Source organism: Planomonospora antibiotica (assembly GCF_014647955.1).
GTDB lineage: Bacteria > Actinomycetota > Actinomycetes > Streptosporangiales > Streptosporangiaceae > Planomonospora > Planomonospora parontospora.
Map to the genome: position 1 here is coordinate 54,931 of NZ_BMQE01000010.1, position 16,749 is coordinate 71,679.

The 16,749-nt window shown below is 72.8% G+C and carries 16 protein-coding genes and 1 pseudogene; 6 read left to right on the forward strand and 11 right to left on the reverse strand.

What is annotated here, in order from left to right:
• Nucleotides 1-41: 41 nt before the first annotated feature.
• Together IEZ06_RS11960 and IEZ06_RS11965 are read right to left on the reverse strand one after the other, a co-directional pair.
• The gene (locus tag IEZ06_RS11960) at nucleotides 42-683 is read right to left on the reverse strand and encodes a MerR family transcriptional regulator (RefSeq protein ID WP_189236760.1); all 642 of its coding nucleotides are present in this window, start codon (nucleotides 681-683) and stop codon (nucleotides 42-44) included.
• A 15-nt stretch (nucleotides 684-698) separates the two neighbouring features.
• Nucleotides 699-1,334, reverse strand: a complete 636-nt coding sequence (locus IEZ06_RS11965; protein ID WP_068897018.1) for an HAD family hydrolase — start codon at nucleotides 1,332-1,334, stop codon at nucleotides 699-701.
• 252 nt (nucleotides 1,335-1,586) lie between these two features.
• Here IEZ06_RS11965 and IEZ06_RS11970 point away from each other — a divergent pair, with 252 nt between their 5' ends.
• Nucleotides 1,587-2,573, forward strand: coding sequence for a FecCD family ABC transporter permease (locus IEZ06_RS11970; protein ID WP_189236761.1), 987 nt, complete (start codon nucleotides 1,587-1,589; stop codon nucleotides 2,571-2,573).
• The gene (locus IEZ06_RS11975; RefSeq protein WP_189236762.1) at nucleotides 2,570-3,610 is read left to right on the forward strand and encodes a FecCD family ABC transporter permease; all 1,041 of its coding nucleotides are present in this window, start codon (nucleotides 2,570-2,572) and stop codon (nucleotides 3,608-3,610) included. The genes IEZ06_RS11970 and IEZ06_RS11975 overlap by 4 nt, the downstream gene beginning before the upstream one ends.
• Before the next feature lie 230 nt (nucleotides 3,611-3,840).
• On the opposite strand, the gene fes is transcribed toward IEZ06_RS11975, so the two are convergent.
• The 4 genes from fes to IEZ06_RS11995 all read right to left on the reverse strand — a co-directional run bounded on the left by fes (nucleotide 3,841) and on the right by IEZ06_RS11995 (nucleotide 7,731).
• Nucleotides 3,841-5,121: an enterochelin esterase gene (fes, locus tag IEZ06_RS11980; protein WP_189236763.1), complete on the reverse strand. Its 1,281-nt coding sequence runs from the start codon at nucleotides 5,119-5,121 to the stop codon at nucleotides 3,841-3,843.
• Complete coding sequence (fepB, locus tag IEZ06_RS11985; protein WP_189236764.1) at nucleotides 5,121-6,149, reverse strand: Fe2+-enterobactin ABC transporter substrate-binding protein; 1,029 nt, start codon at nucleotides 6,147-6,149, stop codon at nucleotides 5,121-5,123. Before fepB ends, fes begins: the two co-directional genes overlap by 1 nt.
• 209 nt (nucleotides 6,150-6,358) lie before the next feature.
• Nucleotides 6,359-7,045: a DNA alkylation repair protein gene (locus tag IEZ06_RS11990; RefSeq protein ID WP_189236765.1), complete on the reverse strand. Its 687-nt coding sequence runs from the start codon at nucleotides 7,043-7,045 to the stop codon at nucleotides 6,359-6,361.
• On the reverse strand, nucleotides 7,042-7,731 hold the full coding sequence (locus IEZ06_RS11995; RefSeq protein ID WP_189236766.1) for a TetR/AcrR family transcriptional regulator: 690 nt from the start codon (nucleotides 7,729-7,731) through the stop codon (nucleotides 7,042-7,044). Before IEZ06_RS11995 ends, IEZ06_RS11990 begins: the two co-directional genes overlap by 4 nt.
• A gap of 179 nt (nucleotides 7,732-7,910) precedes the next feature.
• On the opposite strand from IEZ06_RS11995, the gene IEZ06_RS12000 reads away from it, so the two are divergent.
• Entirely contained in the window at nucleotides 7,911-8,753 is an 843-nt protein-coding gene (locus IEZ06_RS12000; protein WP_189236767.1) for an ATP-grasp domain-containing protein, read from the forward strand.
• 125 nt (nucleotides 8,754-8,878) lie between these two features.
• Nucleotides 8,879-9,073: pseudogene (locus IEZ06_RS12005) on the forward strand (RNA 2'-phosphotransferase); the annotation flags it as partial.
• Between the two features lie 112 nt (nucleotides 9,074-9,185).
• Here the strand turns inward: IEZ06_RS12005 and IEZ06_RS12010 are convergent.
• Nucleotides 9,186-9,785, reverse strand: coding sequence for a TetR/AcrR family transcriptional regulator (locus IEZ06_RS12010; RefSeq protein WP_189236768.1), 600 nt, complete (start codon nucleotides 9,783-9,785; stop codon nucleotides 9,186-9,188).
• A gap of 277 nt (nucleotides 9,786-10,062) precedes the next feature.
• Entirely contained in the window at nucleotides 10,063-11,322 is a 1,260-nt protein-coding gene (locus tag IEZ06_RS12015) for a cytochrome P450 (RefSeq protein WP_189236769.1), read from the reverse strand.
• A 115-nt stretch (nucleotides 11,323-11,437) separates the two neighbouring features.
• Here IEZ06_RS12015 and IEZ06_RS12020 point away from each other — a divergent pair, with 115 nt between their 5' ends.
• Nucleotides 11,438-11,620 carry a hypothetical protein gene (locus IEZ06_RS12020; protein WP_189236899.1) on the forward strand — a complete coding sequence of 61 codons (183 nt, stop codon included), beginning with the start codon at nucleotides 11,438-11,440 and terminating at the stop codon, nucleotides 11,618-11,620.
• A gap of 90 nt (nucleotides 11,621-11,710) precedes the next feature.
• Here IEZ06_RS12020 and IEZ06_RS12025 read toward each other — a convergent pair whose 3' ends face one another.
• From IEZ06_RS12025 to IEZ06_RS12035, 3 genes are all read right to left on the reverse strand, one after another.
• Entirely contained in the window at nucleotides 11,711-12,472 is a 762-nt protein-coding gene (locus IEZ06_RS12025) for an SDR family oxidoreductase (protein WP_189236770.1), read from the reverse strand.
• 93 nt (nucleotides 12,473-12,565) lie between these two features.
• Nucleotides 12,566-13,864, reverse strand: a complete 1,299-nt coding sequence (locus IEZ06_RS12030) for a DUF2252 domain-containing protein (protein WP_189236771.1) — start codon at nucleotides 13,862-13,864, stop codon at nucleotides 12,566-12,568.
• Between the two features lie 208 nt (nucleotides 13,865-14,072).
• On the reverse strand, nucleotides 14,073-15,323 hold the full coding sequence (locus IEZ06_RS12035) for a beta-1,3-glucanase family protein (RefSeq protein WP_189236772.1): 1,251 nt from the start codon (nucleotides 15,321-15,323) through the stop codon (nucleotides 14,073-14,075).
• Between the two features lie 497 nt (nucleotides 15,324-15,820).
• Here IEZ06_RS12035 and IEZ06_RS12040 point away from each other — a divergent pair, with 497 nt between their 5' ends.
• The gene (locus IEZ06_RS12040) at nucleotides 15,821-16,741 is read left to right on the forward strand and encodes a glycoside hydrolase family 16 protein (protein WP_189236773.1); all 921 of its coding nucleotides are present in this window, start codon (nucleotides 15,821-15,823) and stop codon (nucleotides 16,739-16,741) included.
• The last annotated feature ends 8 nt before the right edge of the window (nucleotides 16,742-16,749 follow it).

A 16,749-nucleotide genomic window follows, 5' to 3' on the forward strand; every position in this document is an offset into this window, starting at 1 on the left:
GCCGGTGGACTCTGGGGCGGCGGTCGGCGGACCGGCGGCCCTCAGACCGGCGGGGCCCCGAAGATCCGGGCCGAGGCGGACTCCTGGGCCAGGCGGCGCATGACGTCGAGGACGCGGCCGTGCACGACGGTGCCGACGACCAGCGCCTCGACCGCCTCCTCCCGGGTGCGGTCGAGGGGGATGGTGCGGATCTCGTGCTCGGCGACGAGCCGCATGGCCGTCTCGGCGTAGGGGCGCAGGGCGTCGCCGGTGGCGGGCAGGCCGAGCCGGTCGAGGGTGAGGACGGCCTGGGCGAGCTCGTCGCGGGCGGGGGCGGCGGCGTCGACCTGCCAGCCGAGGTCGGTGATGAGGCCGTCGGCCTCGGCCCGGGCGCGCCGCCACTCCTCGTCGTCCGGATGGGCCTCGACCGGCGGGGAGATGGCGTAGTGGGCGGTGCCGAGCACGCGGTGCATGCCCATGCTCTCGTCCTCCACCGCGGCGACCACCTTGCGGATGGCCGCGATCGACAGGTGGCCGACCTCCAGCAGCGCGCGGATCAGGCGGAGCCGCCGCACGTGCCGCTCGCCGTACTCGGCGCGGGTGGCGGAGGTCTGCTCCCCGGGGGGCAGCAGGCCCTCGCGCAGGTAGTACTTGATCGTCGGGATGGGGACGCCCGAGGCGGTGCTGAGCTGCGAGATCCTCATTTGTGGATAGTACAGCTAGCCAATCGGTGCGGCGCTCTCCCCGCCGCTCCGGGCCGCGTCCCGCAGGGCCGGGCGGACGTCGATGACCTCCATCCCCGCGGCCAGCGCGGCGGCCACCCCCTCGTCGGTGTCCTCGTAGGCGACGCAGGCGTGCGGGAGCACCTCCAGCCGCCGGGCTGCGAGCAGGTAGACGTCGGGGGCGGGTTTGCCCTCGCGGACGTCGTCGCGGGTGACGACCGAGTCGAAGAACGGGAGCAGGCCGGTGGCGCGCAGGGTCTCCCGGACCCGCCCGCGCGACCCGCCGGAGGCCACCGCCATGGGCACCCGGCCCCGGTGGGCCTCGGCGACCGCGACCACCTGAGGGTGCGGCGCGACGGTGTCCACCAGCCACCGGTAGGCGTCGGCCGCGGCGGCGGACACCACCCGGTGGTCCAGTTCGGCGCCGGTCTCGGCCTCCAGTTCGGCCAGGAGGCGATCGGCGGACAGACCGGTCCGGGCGTGGTACCAGGCCGGGTCGAGCTCGACCTGCCAGGTCTCCAGGGCCGCCCGCCACGCGGTCTCGTTGGCGGCGGCGGTGTCCACGAGGGTCCCGTCGCAGTCGAAGATCAGGGCGGCGTACGGCCGCGCCGGCTGGAGTCGTTGGTCGAGCATGGCCGCCTAACGCACGTGACGTCTGGATCAGGGCAACCCTATCGGCGAACGCGGGCGGCGGCCCGGTTTCGTCCGCAGACGACCCTCGCGGGTCCCCTGTGCGACCGTCGCGGCCCGGTGCGCCGGTCCCCGGACTCCGCGTCGCGCATCGGCGGGGCGCGGGGAGGCGGGGCGACCGCCGGGGCGACGGTCGGCGGAGGGGACGTGTGACATCTCCTATAAGGTAAGCCTTCCCTAAATGTGGGAGGTTCCATGCGCTGGACGGGGCTCGCCGTCTCCTCCGCGGTGCTCGCCGCGGTGGTCGCGCTCAGCATCGCGGTCGGCGCGCAGGCGATCCCGCCCGGGGAGGTCTGGCAGCAGCTCTGGCACCCCGACGGCGGGGAGACCGCCGCGGTCGTCCACGACCTGCGCATCCCGCGGACGCTGCTGGGCGTCCTCGTCGGCGCCGCGCTGGGCCTGTCGGGGGCGCTCATGCAGGCGCTCACCCGCAACCCGCTGGCCGACCCCGGCATGCTCGGGGTCAACGCCGGGGCCTCGCTGGCCGTCGTCTGCGCCGTCCTCTTCTTCGGCATCACGGACCTGCGGATCTGGGTGTGGTTCTCCCTCCTCGGTGCGGCGCTGGTCACCGTCGCCGTCTACGCGCTCGGCGCGACCGGGCGCGGCGCCGCGAACCCGGCCCGCCTGGTGCTCGCCGGCGCGGCCGTCAGCGCCTCCCTGCTCGCCGCCATCAACGCGGCGCTCACCCTGGACGCCGGCGTGTTCAACCAGTGGCGGTTCTGGGACGTCGGGGCGCTCGCCGGGCGCGACGCGGAGGTCGTCCGGCAGGTCGCGCCGTTCGTCGCGGTCGGCGTGGTCCTCGCCCTCGCGCTCGGCCGCGGCCTCAACGCCGTGGCGCTGGGCGAGCAGACGGGACAGGGCCTCGGGGTGAACCCGGGACGCGTGCGGCTGGCCGGGGCCGCGGCGATCATGCTGCTCTGCGGGGCGGCGACCGCCGCGGCCGGGCCCATCGGCTTCATCGGGCTGATGGCCCCGCACGCCGTGCGCGTCCTCACCGGCCCCGACCACCGCTGGATCCTGGCGCACTCGGCGCTGCTCGCCCCGGCCCTGCTGCTCACCGCCGACGTCGTGGGCCGGGTCGTCGTACGGCCGGGCGAGCTGCAGAGCGGCATCGTCACCGCCTTCATCGGGGCCCCGGTCTTCATCTACCTGCTCCGCCGTCGGAGGATCGCCAGCCCGTGAGCGCCTACCGCATCTTCCACACCCCGTCGCGCCGCGTCTCGTTCCGGGTCCACCTGCGGGCGGCCGCGGTGCTCCTGGGTCTGCTGGGGGCCGCCGCCGCGGTCGGGCTGCTCGCCCTGGGGACCGGGTCGGCGATCTCGGTCGGGGACGTCCTCAGGACCCTGGCAGGCCGGGGCGACGCCATGAGCGAGATGGTGGTCTACGAACTGCGCGCCCCGCGCGTGCTGCTCGCCCTGCTGGTCGGCGCGGCGCTCGGCGTCGGCGGCGCCGTCGTGCAGAGCCTGTCCCGCAACCCGCTCGGCAGCCCGGACATCATCGGGGTGAACGCGGGCGCGGCCGTGGGGGCGGTCCTGATGCTCCTGGTCGTCGGCACCGTGACCCCGCTGGCCGTCACCGCGGGCGCGCTGGCCTGCGGCCTGGGCGCGGGGGTGCTGGTGTACGCCCTGTCCTTCAAACGGGGGGTGCAGGGCACCCGGCTGGTGCTCGTCGGCATCGGGGTGACCGCCATGCTCCACTCGGTCATCGCCTACCTGCTGACCCGGGCCGACCTGTACGAGTCGCAGGGGGCGAAGGTATGGCTCGTCGGGAGCCTGGCGGGGAGCGGCTGGGCGCAGGTGTGGCCGATGGCGGCGGTGCTGTCGGTGCTGCTCCCGGCGGCGCTGGCGCTGAGCCGCTCGCTGAGCACGATGGAGATGGGCGACGAGACCGCCTCGGCGCTCGGCCTGCCGGTGGAGCGGCTCCGCCTGGCCCTGCTGCTCGTCGCCGTGCTGCTGTCCGGGGTGGCGGTCTCCGTGGCCGGTCCCATCGTCTTCGTGGCGCTCGCCGCGCCGCAGCTCTCCCGGCGGCTGACCGGGGCCCCCGGCGCGGGGGTCGCCACCGCGGCGGCGACCGGCGCCCTGCTGCTGGCCGCCGCCGACCTGGCGGCCCAGCGGCTGCCGACGGCCGGCCAGCTGCCGGTGGGCGTCCTGACGGGCGGGCTCGGCGGCCTCTACCTGGCCTGGCTGCTCCACCGGGAGTGGCGCGCGGGCCGGTCCTGAGCGCACAGGGCTTCCGGTCCTGAGCGCACAGGGCTTCCGGTCCTGAGCGCACAGGGCTTCCGGTCCTGAGCGCACAGGGCTTCCGGTCCGAGCGCACAGGGGCCTCCGGGCGGGTTCGCCTCCTGAGGGTCGTACGGCCTCCCGGACCGCGCCCCGCGGACCCGCGCGTACGCGGCCTTCCCGCGCGCATGGGAAGGCCGCGTACGCGGGGTCTTCCCGCGTGCGCGGGATCAGGAGAAGACCGCGATCAGGCCGTCGGCGAGAGAACCGCGCCAGCAGGCGTGGTCGTGGCCGCCCTCGTACTCCCGGTAGGTCAGCTCGCAGCCCCCGGCGCACAGCGCGTCGCGCAACCGCCGGGTCGGGTCGAGCAGAGCCCACTCGTAGGTGCCCACCTCGACGTAGGCGCGGGCCGGGACCCGGCCCGCGGCGGCCAGTTCGGCGGTCAGCCACTCGCCGCCGGCTCCGCCCCGGTCGCCGAGGCCGCCGGGGTCGGGACCGGGGGACTCGTTGGGCCACCAGAACGACCCGGACTGCGCTATCGCGGCCCCGAACCGGTCCGGGCGGCGGTGGGCGGCGTACAGGGCGGTCAGCCCGCCCAGGCTCTGCCCCGCGACGACGGTCCGGACCGGCGGGTGGTCCCCGGAGGGCAGCCCGTCGGCGAGGAAGGCGACGAAGGCGTCGTCGCAGGTCAGGTCACGGATCCTGGCCGGTGGAGGACCCGCCTCCACCAGCAGCGCGGTGAGCGGCGGCACGGCCCCGGCCTCGGTCAGGTTGCCGAGGAGGACCGGCAGGTCGTCGAGCCAGCACTCGCCGTCCAGCAGGACGAGGGTGCCCTCCGGACGCCGGTCCGGCCGCAGCCGCCACACGGTGCGGCCGCCGATCGTACGGCGCTCCGGGCGGGCCGTACGGTGTCCCGGGTCGCTTCGGTGAGGCCCCGGCGTGAGCCACCGCTGGGGCGGCGCGTCCGGCAGTTCGGCGACCGAGTGCCCGTTCAGGGTCCGCGGGTTGAGCGGGTCGGCGACCGCCTGGGTCAACCCCAGGCACCAGCGCTCGATCGCCGCGCGCGGGGCGGGGGATCCGGCCGCGAGCATGGCGTCCCGGCGCCGCGCCGCCTCCCCGCCGAGCGGTCGGCCGGCTGTGCCGGGGGCGCGCGGCGCCAGCCGGTAGGAGCCGCGCCAGCCCGACCTGATCCGGTAGGTGCGGTGCCAGACGTCGGTGCCGTCGAGCCGCTCCATCAGACTCGCGCCGAGCAGGCCCGGATCGGTGAGCTTGTTGGCCATGACCAGCACGTCCTCCGCCGCACCGCGCCACAGGAACGTCACGGCGCGGTGACCGGGGTCACCGGGGATCTCCTCGACCAGGGGCGTCCCCCGTGCGGCCGCCTCCGCCCAGAACGCGTCCGGCGCCCCGGCCCGTCCCGCCCGCAGGTCCGCGGCCAGCGCGGCGACGCGCCGTCCGGTGAGGACCTCGGGCGGACTGGGGCAGGGGAGCTGGGGCGGGACGTTCCTCATCAGCCGGCGAACTGCTGCTCGATGCGGTCGACGACGTTGGACGCGCTGTAGTAGTCGATGCGGAACGAGTCCAGGCCGAGGTCGTGGACGCGCTTGTCGCCGACGGCGGGCAGGTCCTTCCAGAGCGGCTTGGCCGTCGTCTTGGCGATCTCGTCCGCGGTGTGGCTGACGAAGAACAGCGAGCTGTCCCCGAACCCCTTGACGATGTTCTCCTGCGAGACGGTCAGGATGTCCAGGCGCTGGCCGCCCTCGCGGTTGTCCGCGGCGGCCAGCGAGGAGTCGACGGTGTGCAGCCGGAAGCCGAGGGAGGACAGCAGCGCGCCCTGGGCGGAGGCCTCGGTGAAGACGGGGATGTCGGTGTTGTTGTCGCGCAGCAGCACGATGTCCTGCTCGGGAAGCTTGATCTTGCCCTTCACCTCGGCCACCCGCTGGTCGTAGGCGGAGATGACCTTCTGCGCGTTCGCCTCCAGGCCGAGCGCGCCGCCCAGCTTGGTCATGAGCTCCTGCCAGGAGAGGTCGTCGTGGCGGAAGAGCACGGTCGGCGCGACGGCCTTGAGCCGGTCGTATACCTTGGCGGTGCTGTCGGCGCCGGACGCCGAGCCGATGATGAGGTCGGGCTTGGCCGCGATGACCTTCTCGATGTCGGCCTCGAAGCCCTGGTAGGCCACCTGGACGCCGCGTTCCTTGGCGACGTCCGCCCACTGGGAGAAGAACCCGTTGGAATCGGTGATCGGCCCGGGCGGGGTGGCCTGGGAGGCGATCAGCGGGGCCTCCAGCGCGAGCAGGTGGCCGGTCAGGGTGACGCTCACCGAGACGATGCGCTTGGGCGCGGCGGGGACCTCGGTGGTCCCGAGCTCGTGCGTGACGCTGCGCGTCGCGGCCGAACCCGCGGCCGGGCTCCCGGACGCGGCGGGGCCGGCGGACGCGGAGTCACCGCCGGCACCGGAACTGCAGGCGGTCAGGCCCAGGACGGCCGTGACCGCGGCTGCCGCGGACACGGCCCAGCGGCGGCGGATCGAAGTCCTCATGTGCACCTCAGGGGAGTCGGTAAGGCTTGTGCAAAGGATATTAGGACAGGCTTACCTAAATTGATCGGCCGGGGTCCGTGTACGGCCATGGGAGAGCGCGTGCCGGACGGGCCGCCGAAGACCCCGTCGCGGGATGCCGGCGGCCCGGCGGCGGGGGAGGCCCGGCCGGCGGGGTCAGGCCGAGGGGAGGTCCAAGGCCTCGCACCGGCTCAGGTCGAGGGGAGGTTCTTCAGGGCCTCGCGCCGGCTCAGGCCGGTGATCCCCTTGTGGGCGACGTAGCGCACGACCTCGCGCGGGTCGGTCTTGGCGTACTCGCGCAGGGCCCAGCCGATCGCCTTGCGGGCGAAGAAGTCGGTGTCCGACAGGCTCGGCTCGATGCAGGCGTAGAGCAGGCCGGTGTCGGTGGCGGCCCTGAACCTGTTCTGGCAGATGATCGACGTGCGGCGCTTCCAGAGGTCGTCGCTGTGCGCCCATTCGAGCATCAGCGGGCGCATCGTGTCGGGGAACTCCCGCAGCAGGGGGCCGATCCGGTGGACGGCCACCTCGTCGACGAAGTCCCACCAGGCCCCGATGACGATCATCTCCTCGTAGATCGGGAGGGTGTACAGGGTCCGGCCCCAGCGGGGCGGGGACCCGGTGAGGGCGATCGCCGCGTAGCGCTCCTCGCGGTACTCCGCCTCGCGCCACAGGGTCAGCGCCGCCCGGCGCCACTCGGGCGCGGCCTCGAACGGGTGCTCGGCGAAGACCCTCCGCAGCGCCGTACGGCGCGGCACGGCCTGCACGCCGAGGAACGGCATGGCGGACTTCATGTAGGCCTGCATGGCGGAGGCCTTGGCGGGGTCGGCGGCCTCCGCGAGCGCCAGCCGCACGGCCTTCTGCAGTGCTTCCGCGCTCATCCCCGCTGGCTCGTCCGCTCTCCGGTGGCCAGGCCGTCGAACAGGACGGTGACGTAGTGCTCGGCGATGCCGTCGGTGTCGAGGCGTCCGCCCGGGCGGAACCAGCGGACGGCGACCCAGATGCTGTCGCGGATCATGCGGTAGGTGAGCTTGGGGTCCACGTCCGGGCGGAACTGGCCGACGGCCTGCCCGCGCTTGATCTGCCCGACCCACATGCGCTCGACCTCGTCCTCGGCCCTGACCAGGTAGTCGAAGCGGTCGCCGGGCAGGGAGCGCAGGTAGTTCCAGTCGTTCTGCATGACGGTGATCGCCGCGCGGTGCGGCTCGAGGGTGCTGAAGCCGATCCGCACCATCTCCGACAGGATCGAGCGGGGGTCGCCACCTTGCTCCAGGGCGGCCCGGTAGCGTCCGATGAGGTCGTCGAGGAAGGTGCTGAGCACCTCGTCGACGATCGTCTCCTTGGAGTCGAAGTGGTGGTAGAGGCTCCCGGAAAGGATGCCCGCCTCCTCCGCGATCTCGCGGACGGTGGTCGCCTGGAAGCCCTTGCGCGCGAAGAGGTCCGCGGCGAGCCTGACGAGGTGGTCGCGGCGCTCCGAGGCGGAGCCGGCCGAGGCCGCGCGCTTCGTCGTGCGCTGGCGCTTGACCGGGGTGGTGGTCGCGCCTCCGGAGTTCTTTCGCGTGTTCACACCTCCCATTATGAGCCCTTGCGCAATCGCTTGTTCGTGTGAACGCCCGGGCTCGTCCCGGGCGGCGGGGCCTGCGAATCGGACATACTTCGTAAAGGCCATCCTGGCTGACAAGATGGTCGGAGCGGGCTGTGTAATGTCCCTTCTGGTGCTTCGATCCTGACTTGGAGGGTGTTCCCGTGAGCGCTTCGGTGGCGTACGTGACCTACGCGGACCCGGAGGGGTTCGACGACGAGAAGGAGATCGCCCTCGCCGCGTGGGCGGAGGCGGGGATCTCGGGGACGGTCGTGCGCTGGGACGACCCGGCCGCCGACTGGGCGGCCTTCGACCTCGTGGTGGTCCGCTCGGCCTGGGACTACGTGGACCGGCGCGCGGAGTTCCTGGCCTGGGCGCGCCGGGTCGAGACGGTGACCCGGCTGGCCAACCCGGCGGCGGTGCTGGAGCGCAACACCGACAAGACCTACCTGAGGGACCTGGCGGCGCCGGTCATCCCCACCTCCTGGGTCGCGCCGGGCGAGAGCGCGGACCTGCCGGTCCTCGCCGAGTACGTGGTCAAGCCCGCGATCTCGGCGGGCGCCCGCGACACGATCAGGACCGCCGACCGGGACAAGGCGGCGGCCCACGCGGCCCGCCTGGCGGCCGAGGGGCGGACCGCGATGGTCCAGCCCTACCTGGACATGGTCGAGGCCGAGGGGGAGACCTCCCTGATCTACTTCGGCGGCCGGTTCAGCCACGCCGTGCGGCGCAACCCGATGCTGGCCGGCGGCGCCGCCGCGCCGGACGCCGACAACGCCCGGGCGGAGCTCCGCACCCCCGAGCCCGACCAGTTCGCCCTCGCCGAGCGGGTGCTGGCGGAGGCGGCCGGGTCCCCCGGGGTGCTCTACGCCCGGGTGGACCTGGTCCGGCTCCCGGGCGGGGACCCGGCCCTCATCGAGGTGGAGCTCGCCGAGCCGTACCTCTTCCTGCGCTACGCCCCCGGCGCCGCCGGCAACCTGGCCCACGCCGTCGCCGAGGCGCTCTGACCGGCGGGCCGGGCGCCGGAAAACCCGTGGACGCGCCGCCCGCCCGGAGGGAAGGCTGGACCTCCATGTCGCGCGGCGGATGGGACGGTGGAGGATGACCGGGGAGCACGGAGGGGCCGCGGCCGGCGAGCCGCCACCACGTCCACCTCTCGCCCGACCGCGAGACCGCGACCCGGGTCGGGGCGCGCCGGGGCCGGCCGGTCGTGCTGGCCGTCGACGCGGCGGCGATGCGCGCGGCCGGGCACGAGTTCCGCCTCAGCGCCAACGGCGTCTGGCTGGCCGACCGCGTCCCGCCGTCCTTCATCCGCCTCCCGGGCTGATCCGGGCGCCCCGGCCGGCGGGCGGCGCCGGGATGCGGTACTCGGTGCGGTTCAGGTAGGGCCGCCCCGGTTGCGCCGCAGGGCTGTCACACGAGCTGTCGCTTCTACGCCGTCACGGGGTCAGCGTCCGAAGGAAAACATGCTTGACCGACGCGATCACCTGCTCGATCGGGAAGGGATCCTCGGCCGTCACCCACTCCAGCAGGATGGACTCCATCGCGCCGTTGAGGCCGCGCGCGGCCATACCGGGATCGACCGTGTCGGGCAGGTCGAGGTCCGCCCCGGCGACCTGGAAGAACGCCGCCGCGTTCATCTGCACGGTCTCCGCCAGGTAGGCCGTGCTCGCCTTGGCCCGCTCGACGTACATGATCTGGGCCCGGCGCGGATCGTCGGTGATGAAGCGGATGTAGGCCTCGATCCCGGCCTCCAGGACTCCTTCCAGGGTCCTCGGTGCCTGCGCGGCGGCTTGGGAGGCCACCTGCACGCTCTGCTCCACGCACCGGTGGTAGATGACCTCCAGCAGTTCCTCGCGAGTGGCGAAGCACTCATAGAACGCGCGGTTGGAGATCCGCGCGATCATGCACAGTTTCTCGATCGTGGTGCTGGTGAAACCAAGCGTGCCGTACAGGGCGAAGCCCGCGTCGATCAGTCGCTCCCGGCGGTCGGCCAGCCGCTCCTCGGGTGTCATTCCCTGGTAGATCCTGTCACTCATGCAAGTCCTCGCTGCGGGGGAGGACCTGCCGGCCTCATGTCTCACTTCCACCTCATCATTTCTGTTTACCGATCTCCGGCATTATGGGTGAAAGATCCATTTCTTGGTAATATCGTCCGTTTGTTGTCCGACGCGATATACGCCGCCCAGCCGCTGCAGACCCGCGCACCTCAGCGCCTGCCGACGGACCTCCGGTCATCCGGCTGCCGTGGTCCTGACAGGTGAGACCTGCGAGGGCGCGACACCTGCGTTGAGCCCTCACAAGGCCGGCCGGTGATCAGCGCCAGGCCACCGGCAGCCGGGTGGGACCGGCGACGGCGTGGCCGATCTTACGGGGGATGTCGGCGGCGTCCACCGCCAGGCGCAACGTGGGCAGCTCGCGCAGCAGCAGCGCGATCGCAGTGACGACCTCGGCGTGGCCGAGGTGGCGGCCGATGCAGTGGTGGATGCCATAGCCGAACGACAGGTGCCGCTCGACGGCGGTGCCGGCGCGGGTGAATCGGGTGAAGTCCATCGTCTTGGGGTCGGTGAACGCGCGCGGGTCGTAGTTCGCGGCGTCGGTGGACGGGATGACGATCTCTCCTTCCTTCAGGCGGGCACCGCTGGGAAGGGTGATGTCGGCGGTGACGTAGCGGGGCATGGCGTCGGCCGCCGCGGTGGTGAACATCCGCTCGAGCTCGGTGACCGCGCCGACGACCTCGTCGGGGTGGTCGACGAGGTAACGGTAGGCGCTGTCGTAGCCGCCGTAGGGATGGGTGAGCAGCACCTGGATGAACGTGCCGATGCTGGAGGCGGAGGTCTCCCAGCCGCCGACGATGAGCGCGATCGGCAACATGATCAAGTGCTGTTCGGGCAGGTGCGCGCCGTCGACGGCGATCCTCGACAGCAGGTCGCCATCGGGCTCGCTGCGGCGCCGGGCCAGCAGGGTGGTCAGGTAGCCGAACATGGCCAGGCCGGAGGCTTGGGCTTCCTCCGGTGACAGGCTGGTGTGGGACAAGAACGCCGCGCTCCAGCGGTGGAAATCGGCGCGGTCGGCTTCGGGCAGGCCCAGCAGGTCGCAGATCAGCTCGAGGACGAACGGCATCGCGAAGTCGGCCAGCAGATCGGCGGGCGCACCACCGTCGATCATGGTCTGCAGCTGGGCGGCCGCGCAGCGCTCGATCTCGGCCCGACGGGCCTCGACGGCCCGGGGCGTGAAGTGATCGATGACCAGACCGCGCACGGCCGCGTGCGCGGCGCCGTCCAGGCCGAGAAGGGTGCCCTCCAGGCCGACGACGTCGTCTACGGGCAGGGCCTTCTCGCGGGAGAAGACCGGGTCGCGCAGCACCTTCATGACGTCGTCGTAGCGGGTGACGAGCTTGGCGGGGGTTCCGTTGGAACGGGTGACGTCGACCACTCCGGTGTCGGTCTCGTCCCGGATCCGTTCATACTCCGGGTTGAGGTACAGGCCGGGCCGGTTGACCCCCTCGGAGTCCCGGTCGAGCGGGTGCTGGCGGATCGGGCAGGCCGAGGCGGCCGGATTCGTGACGGCGGTCATCGGTGGCGATGATCCCTTCTTGAGGTGAGGAGAGGTGCGGCGCGCGGGCCGCCCCCGTACGGAGGCGGCCCTGGATGCCGAGGAAGAGGACCTGAGACCACAAAGTTACGCCGAAATGATCAATGCATCAGAGCGGGGCAGTCAACATCGGCACGCCATCCCGGCGCCGGCGACGGTCCGGGCGGGGTTGCACGCCGAGGACGACCCCGGGGCGCTCCGAGCCGAGCTGGTCCAGATGGCCGTCGCCGTCAAGTGGGTCCAGGCGCTCGACCGCCGGACGGGACCTCGCGCCCCGTGAACGATCCGGCGCCGTCCGCGGGTGGGGCGGTACGGCGTGCGTTCCGCCGTGGGGCGCACGCCGTGCGTGTGGGGCGAGGCCCGAGCGGCCTCAGCCGTGAGTGGTCATGCCGCCGTCGACGGGGATCACCACGCCGGTGAGGTAGGCGCCGGCCCGGGACGAGAGGTAGATCGCGGTCCCGGCCACGTCCTCGGGGGCGCCGATCCGGCCCATCGGCACGCTGGAGGCGATCGCCTGGCGCATGTCGGGGTCGTCGAGGGCGAAGGCCATCATCTTGGACTCGAAGGGGCCGGGCGCGATCGCGTTGACCGTGATCGAGTCGCGCACGAGCCGGTGGGCCAGATGGCGGGTGAGCATGTGCACGGCCGCCTTGGTCGTGGAGTAGGCGTAGGTCTCCAGCGCGGGCACCCGGATGCCGTCGACCGAGCCGATGTTGATCACTCTGGCCGGGTCCTCGGCGGAGGCCGCGGCGCGCAGCAGCGGCAGGAAGCGCTGGGTCAGGTAGAACACGCCCTTGACGTTGACGCCCCAGAGCTTGTCGAAGGCGTGCTCGGGGTAGTCCTCCAGCGGCGCGCCCCAGGTGGCGCCGGCGTTGTTGACCAGCACGTCCAGCCGGTCCTCGCGCGCGGAGACCGCCTCCACCAGCGCGGTGACACCGTCGGGGGTGGACAGGTCGGCCGGTACGGCGACGCATCCGATCTCGGCCGCGGTCTTCTCCACCTCGGCGGCCTTGCGGGAGGAGATGTAGACCGTGGCCCCCGCCTCAGTGAAACCCTCCGCGATCATCCGGCCGATGCCCCGGGAACCGCCCGTGACCACGACCGTCTTACCTTGCACCGAGAACAGACTCATGTTCTGAAAGCATGCCGTACGCTCGCCGTTCCGTCCATACCGACTGGTCGGTTCCGGTGTGGTCCCCTCCGGGCCGGAGGGCGCGGGCGGCGGTCAGAGGCCCAGGAGGCGGCCGTTGCGGAACAGGTCCACGAAGAGCTGATGGTCGGCTCTGGCCTGGGCGCCGTAGGCGTGGGCGAAGCCGACGAGCATCCTGGTGAAGCCGTCCCCGTCACCGCCGATCACGGACGTGATCGCGTCCTCGGTGGAGAAGTCGACCACGTCGTGGCTGGACTCGTCGTCGGCCACCGAGTGCATGCGCGCCACGGCCCGGCCCAGGTCGCCGATGACGGAGGCGAGCTCGTCCGGCTCGTTGACGTCACCCCAGTCGAGGTCGGCGGAGTATGGGGAGACCTCGGCGACCAGCTGGCCGACCCCGTCCAGCGTGGTGTAGCCGAGCCACGGGTCGGCGTAGGCCTGCAGGGCCCGCTGCGACTCGGCGGTGCGGTGTCCCTGGTGCAGGAAGTGGCCGTGCACCCTCTCGTCGGCGATGTGCCGGGCCACGGCCGGGACCTGCGCCTGCTTCATGTAGAGGATGACGTCGTTCTCCAGGGCCTCGGTGTGGCCCTCCAGCAGCAGGTTGTAGGACGGGAGCCCGGCCGAGCCGATGCCGACGCCGGTGCGCAGCGCGAAGTCCTTGATCCGGTGCTCGACCTCGGAGACGGCCGGGAGCGTGGTCAGGTAGTCGGCGAAGGCGGCCTCGACCGCGCGCCGGGTCTCCTCGCCGACCGGGAAGCGGTCCTCCATGAAGGCGAAGCGGCGGTCGTAGTTCTCGACCGTGGTCTCCCGGTCGAGCAGGGCCACCCGGGTGTTGAGCCGGGCGGTCTGCAGCACCCGGTGGAGCACCCCGGTGGTGGTCGCCAGCGTCAGCGAGCCGATCGCGTCGTCGCCGCCGTGCGAGATGCCCTCCAGCTCGGCCAGGTAGGCGCGGGCGAATCCGGCGACCAGCTCGGAGATCGTCTCGTCGGAGAGCGCCTTGGCGTAGCCGATGAGCGCGACGCTGGCCGCGAACCGCTTGAGGTCCCAGACGTAGGGGCCGACATAGGCCTCGTCGAAGTCGTTGACGTTGAAGACCAGGACGCCGGAGGCGTTCATGTAGGTGCCGAAGTTCTCCGCGTGCAGGTCGCCGTGGATCCACACCCGCCCGGTGCGGGCGTCCAGGAACGCCCCGTCGGCGAAGGCGCCGGTCATGTCCGCGTAGAACAGGCAGGCGCTGCCGCGGTAGAACGCGAAGGGCGAGGCGGCCATCTTGCGGAACTTGCGCCGGAAGGCGGCGGGGTCACGCCGGATGGAGTCGCCGAACTCGGTGACGAGGACGTCGAGGATGTGGGCCGAGCGCCCCGCGGTGGTCATGGCGGGCACGGTACGTCCGGGGACGAGTCCTCCGCCAGACGCGGGAGGTTGCATCTTTGGAACGTATCAACGGCATGCCGGGGGAGCGCGGCCGGGGCCCGGCGGGCGGGGGCCTTCTCTTCCCCCGTCCGCCGGACGTGCGGTGGCCGCTCCCCCGGGCGGCGCGCGGCCGTCTGCGGCGGCGGTGCGCGGACGGCCGCGGACGCGGTCAGAACGGCGTGAGCGTGATCCCGGCGGAGCGGGGCGAGCCGTCGTGGACGAGGGACTCGAAGTTGCCGACGTCGTCGAAGGCGAAGCCGTACGCCTTGCCGTCGACGGTGTGGGCGTGCAGCTTGCGGGAGTAGTGGTCGGTGACGGTCCGCTTGTAGAACCGGCTCGCGTCAGTGGTGGGCTGGGTGTGGACGTAGCCCAGCGTGGAGCGGTGGAGTCCGGCGCAGAGCGTGCGCGCGATCGGCCCGACGACGGGATCGTTGGGCGCCTGGAGCCTGCCGTCGCAGCCGAAGACGTCCTTGGTCGAGGGCCGGGCGAAGGAGGCCACCCGGTTGCCCGAGGCGTCGGTGAAGTTCAGCACGCCGGAGGCGTCCGTGCGGCCGAGGAACTTCCTGGCGGGCTGGTCGGCGAACGGCACGACGGTCAGCGTGGTGTTCCGGTAGGTCGCCCAGGCCTCGCGGATGTAGCCGTCCATGTACGTGGGACTGAACACGCCGGTGTCGATGCCCTTGTGCGGGGAGACGACCCGCAGCCGCGTGCCGTCGGCGCGCCGGTGGATCAGCTTGGCCCAGTCGCCGGGCTGGTTCCGCATCGCGTCGAGGATGCGCTCGCGGCCGTTGGGGACCAGGTCGCCGGTGCGCCTGCGGGTGCCGTCGCCGGCGGTCACCTCGACCGCCTGCGGGACGCTGAACATGTCCACCATCGAGGTGTTGAGCCACAGGCCGCTGCCGTTGTAGGTGAACTCGGTCCAGTCGAACAGGATGTCGCGGTTGGGATCGCCCGCCGCCCACGGCGCGGGCTGGACCAGGCCGTCCGGCGTCAGGAAGAACTTGAGCTTCGTGCCGAAGGAGACGTAGACCCGGCCGGACAGGTCGAGAGGGAGCTTGATCGATTTGGTGGAGCCTCCGGCCGGGCCGGGGATCGCGACGTCCGGGGCGGGGCTGGGCGGGTTCGCGCCGGCGGGCCACGGGGTGAACGCGCCGGCGGCGTCCACGTAGCCGAGCCTGCCCGTTCTGAGGTTCGTGCCGAGCACGTAGACGTAGGTCTGCTCACCTCGTCCGGAGCGGTTCGTGACGGTCAGCGGGAGCAGGGCCGGCGGTGCGGTCCGGGTCTCCGCGGCGGCCGCGGTCTCCACCGTCCGCACGGCGGCCGTCGACGCCGACACGTGACCGGGCGCCGCGGACAGGAGGACGGGCACGCCCGCCGCGACCGCGGCGGTCCTGCGGAGGGTTCTTCTTCCGGTACGCATAGGCGACTCCTCGTTCGTCCCCTGGTGAGATGGCTGGATGCCCCCGTGATCGTGGCGCCCGGCGGGACCGGCGCCCGCCCCGGCGGGCACGAAGCCGCCGCAGGTGCGGCGGGTGCCCCGGACTCCTGCGGCGTACGGCGGGCCGTCTCCTGCCCCGAGAGCGCTCTCGGAGCAGAGGATCGCCTGAACCGATCCTTTGCGACCAATCGGAGAGCGCTCTCAGCATCGGGTGCCGGGCGGTGCATGTCAATAGAAGATAACGGTCTGTCGGATTATGTGAAAAATGGAACGCGATAATCGGGCGCAGGACTCCGTCGCGGCTCCTCGCCGGAGTCGGCTCCGCGCGTTATCGTCAGGGCGTCAACACGCAGAGTGATCGATCTCTGTGTCGTCTCACCACCCGGAGCGGGACCGCGGGACGGGAGGCCGGGAAGAGCCCGGCTCCGCGCCGAGGCGTGTCCGGCAGGGCGGTGCTCTCGGGGGAGGGGGCGCGGCCGATGGGGATCGGAAGTCGGACCGCGGCCGTTGCGGTCGTGCTGGTGAACACGGCGGTCGTGCTCGGAGACGGCACGGTCGCGGCCGCGCGGGCCCGGCCCGCCGCGGTCCAGGACTCCGGGCGCTCCGGGGCCCAGGACTCCGGGCGCTCCGGGGCCCAGGACTCCGGGCCGTCCGGGGCCCGCGACCACAGGTCCTCCGCGGCCCGCTTCTCCAGGCCGTCCGAGGCCCGCGGCTTCGCGGACGAGTTCTCCGGTCCCGAGGGCGGCGAGCCGGATCCGTCCAGGTGGGAGCAGCTGACCGGGTGTCTGTGGGGATACCGGGCCGAGCGGCAGTGCTACACCTCCGGCGGGCGCAACGTGCGGCTCGACGGGGACGGGCACCTCGTGATCAACGCCCGGCGCGAGACCTACACCGGTGACCACGGCGTACGGCGCAAGTACACCTCGGCGCGCCTCGTCTCCAGGGTCGCGAGCGGGAGCGGGAGCGTGCAGGTGAGGGCGAAGGTCTCCGGCTGGCAGCGCGGCGCGTGGCCGGCGATCTGGCTGCACGCCGACCCCCTGCGCAGGCAGCGGCACTACGGCGAGATCGACCTGATGGAGAACGGCCTCAACGGCGCGCGGTGGAAGCCGGAGTACCACGTCCACACCGACCGCTTCAGCGGTGGCGGCGCGTACGACGTCGACGCCACCCGGTGGCACGTCTACAAGGTCACCTGGACCACGGGCCCGTCCGGCCGGGCCCGGTTCTACGTCGACGGCCGGTTCGTGCGCTCCTTCCCCTACCGGGTGCCGGCCAGGTCGTCCGTGCGGCTGATCCTCAACGTCGCGGTCGGCTCGCAGGCGGGACGGCCCGCCGCGAACCTCGACAGCACCCTGACCGTGGACTACGTGCGGACGGGCGGCCGGGCGGCCCCGCGCTGAGTCCCCGG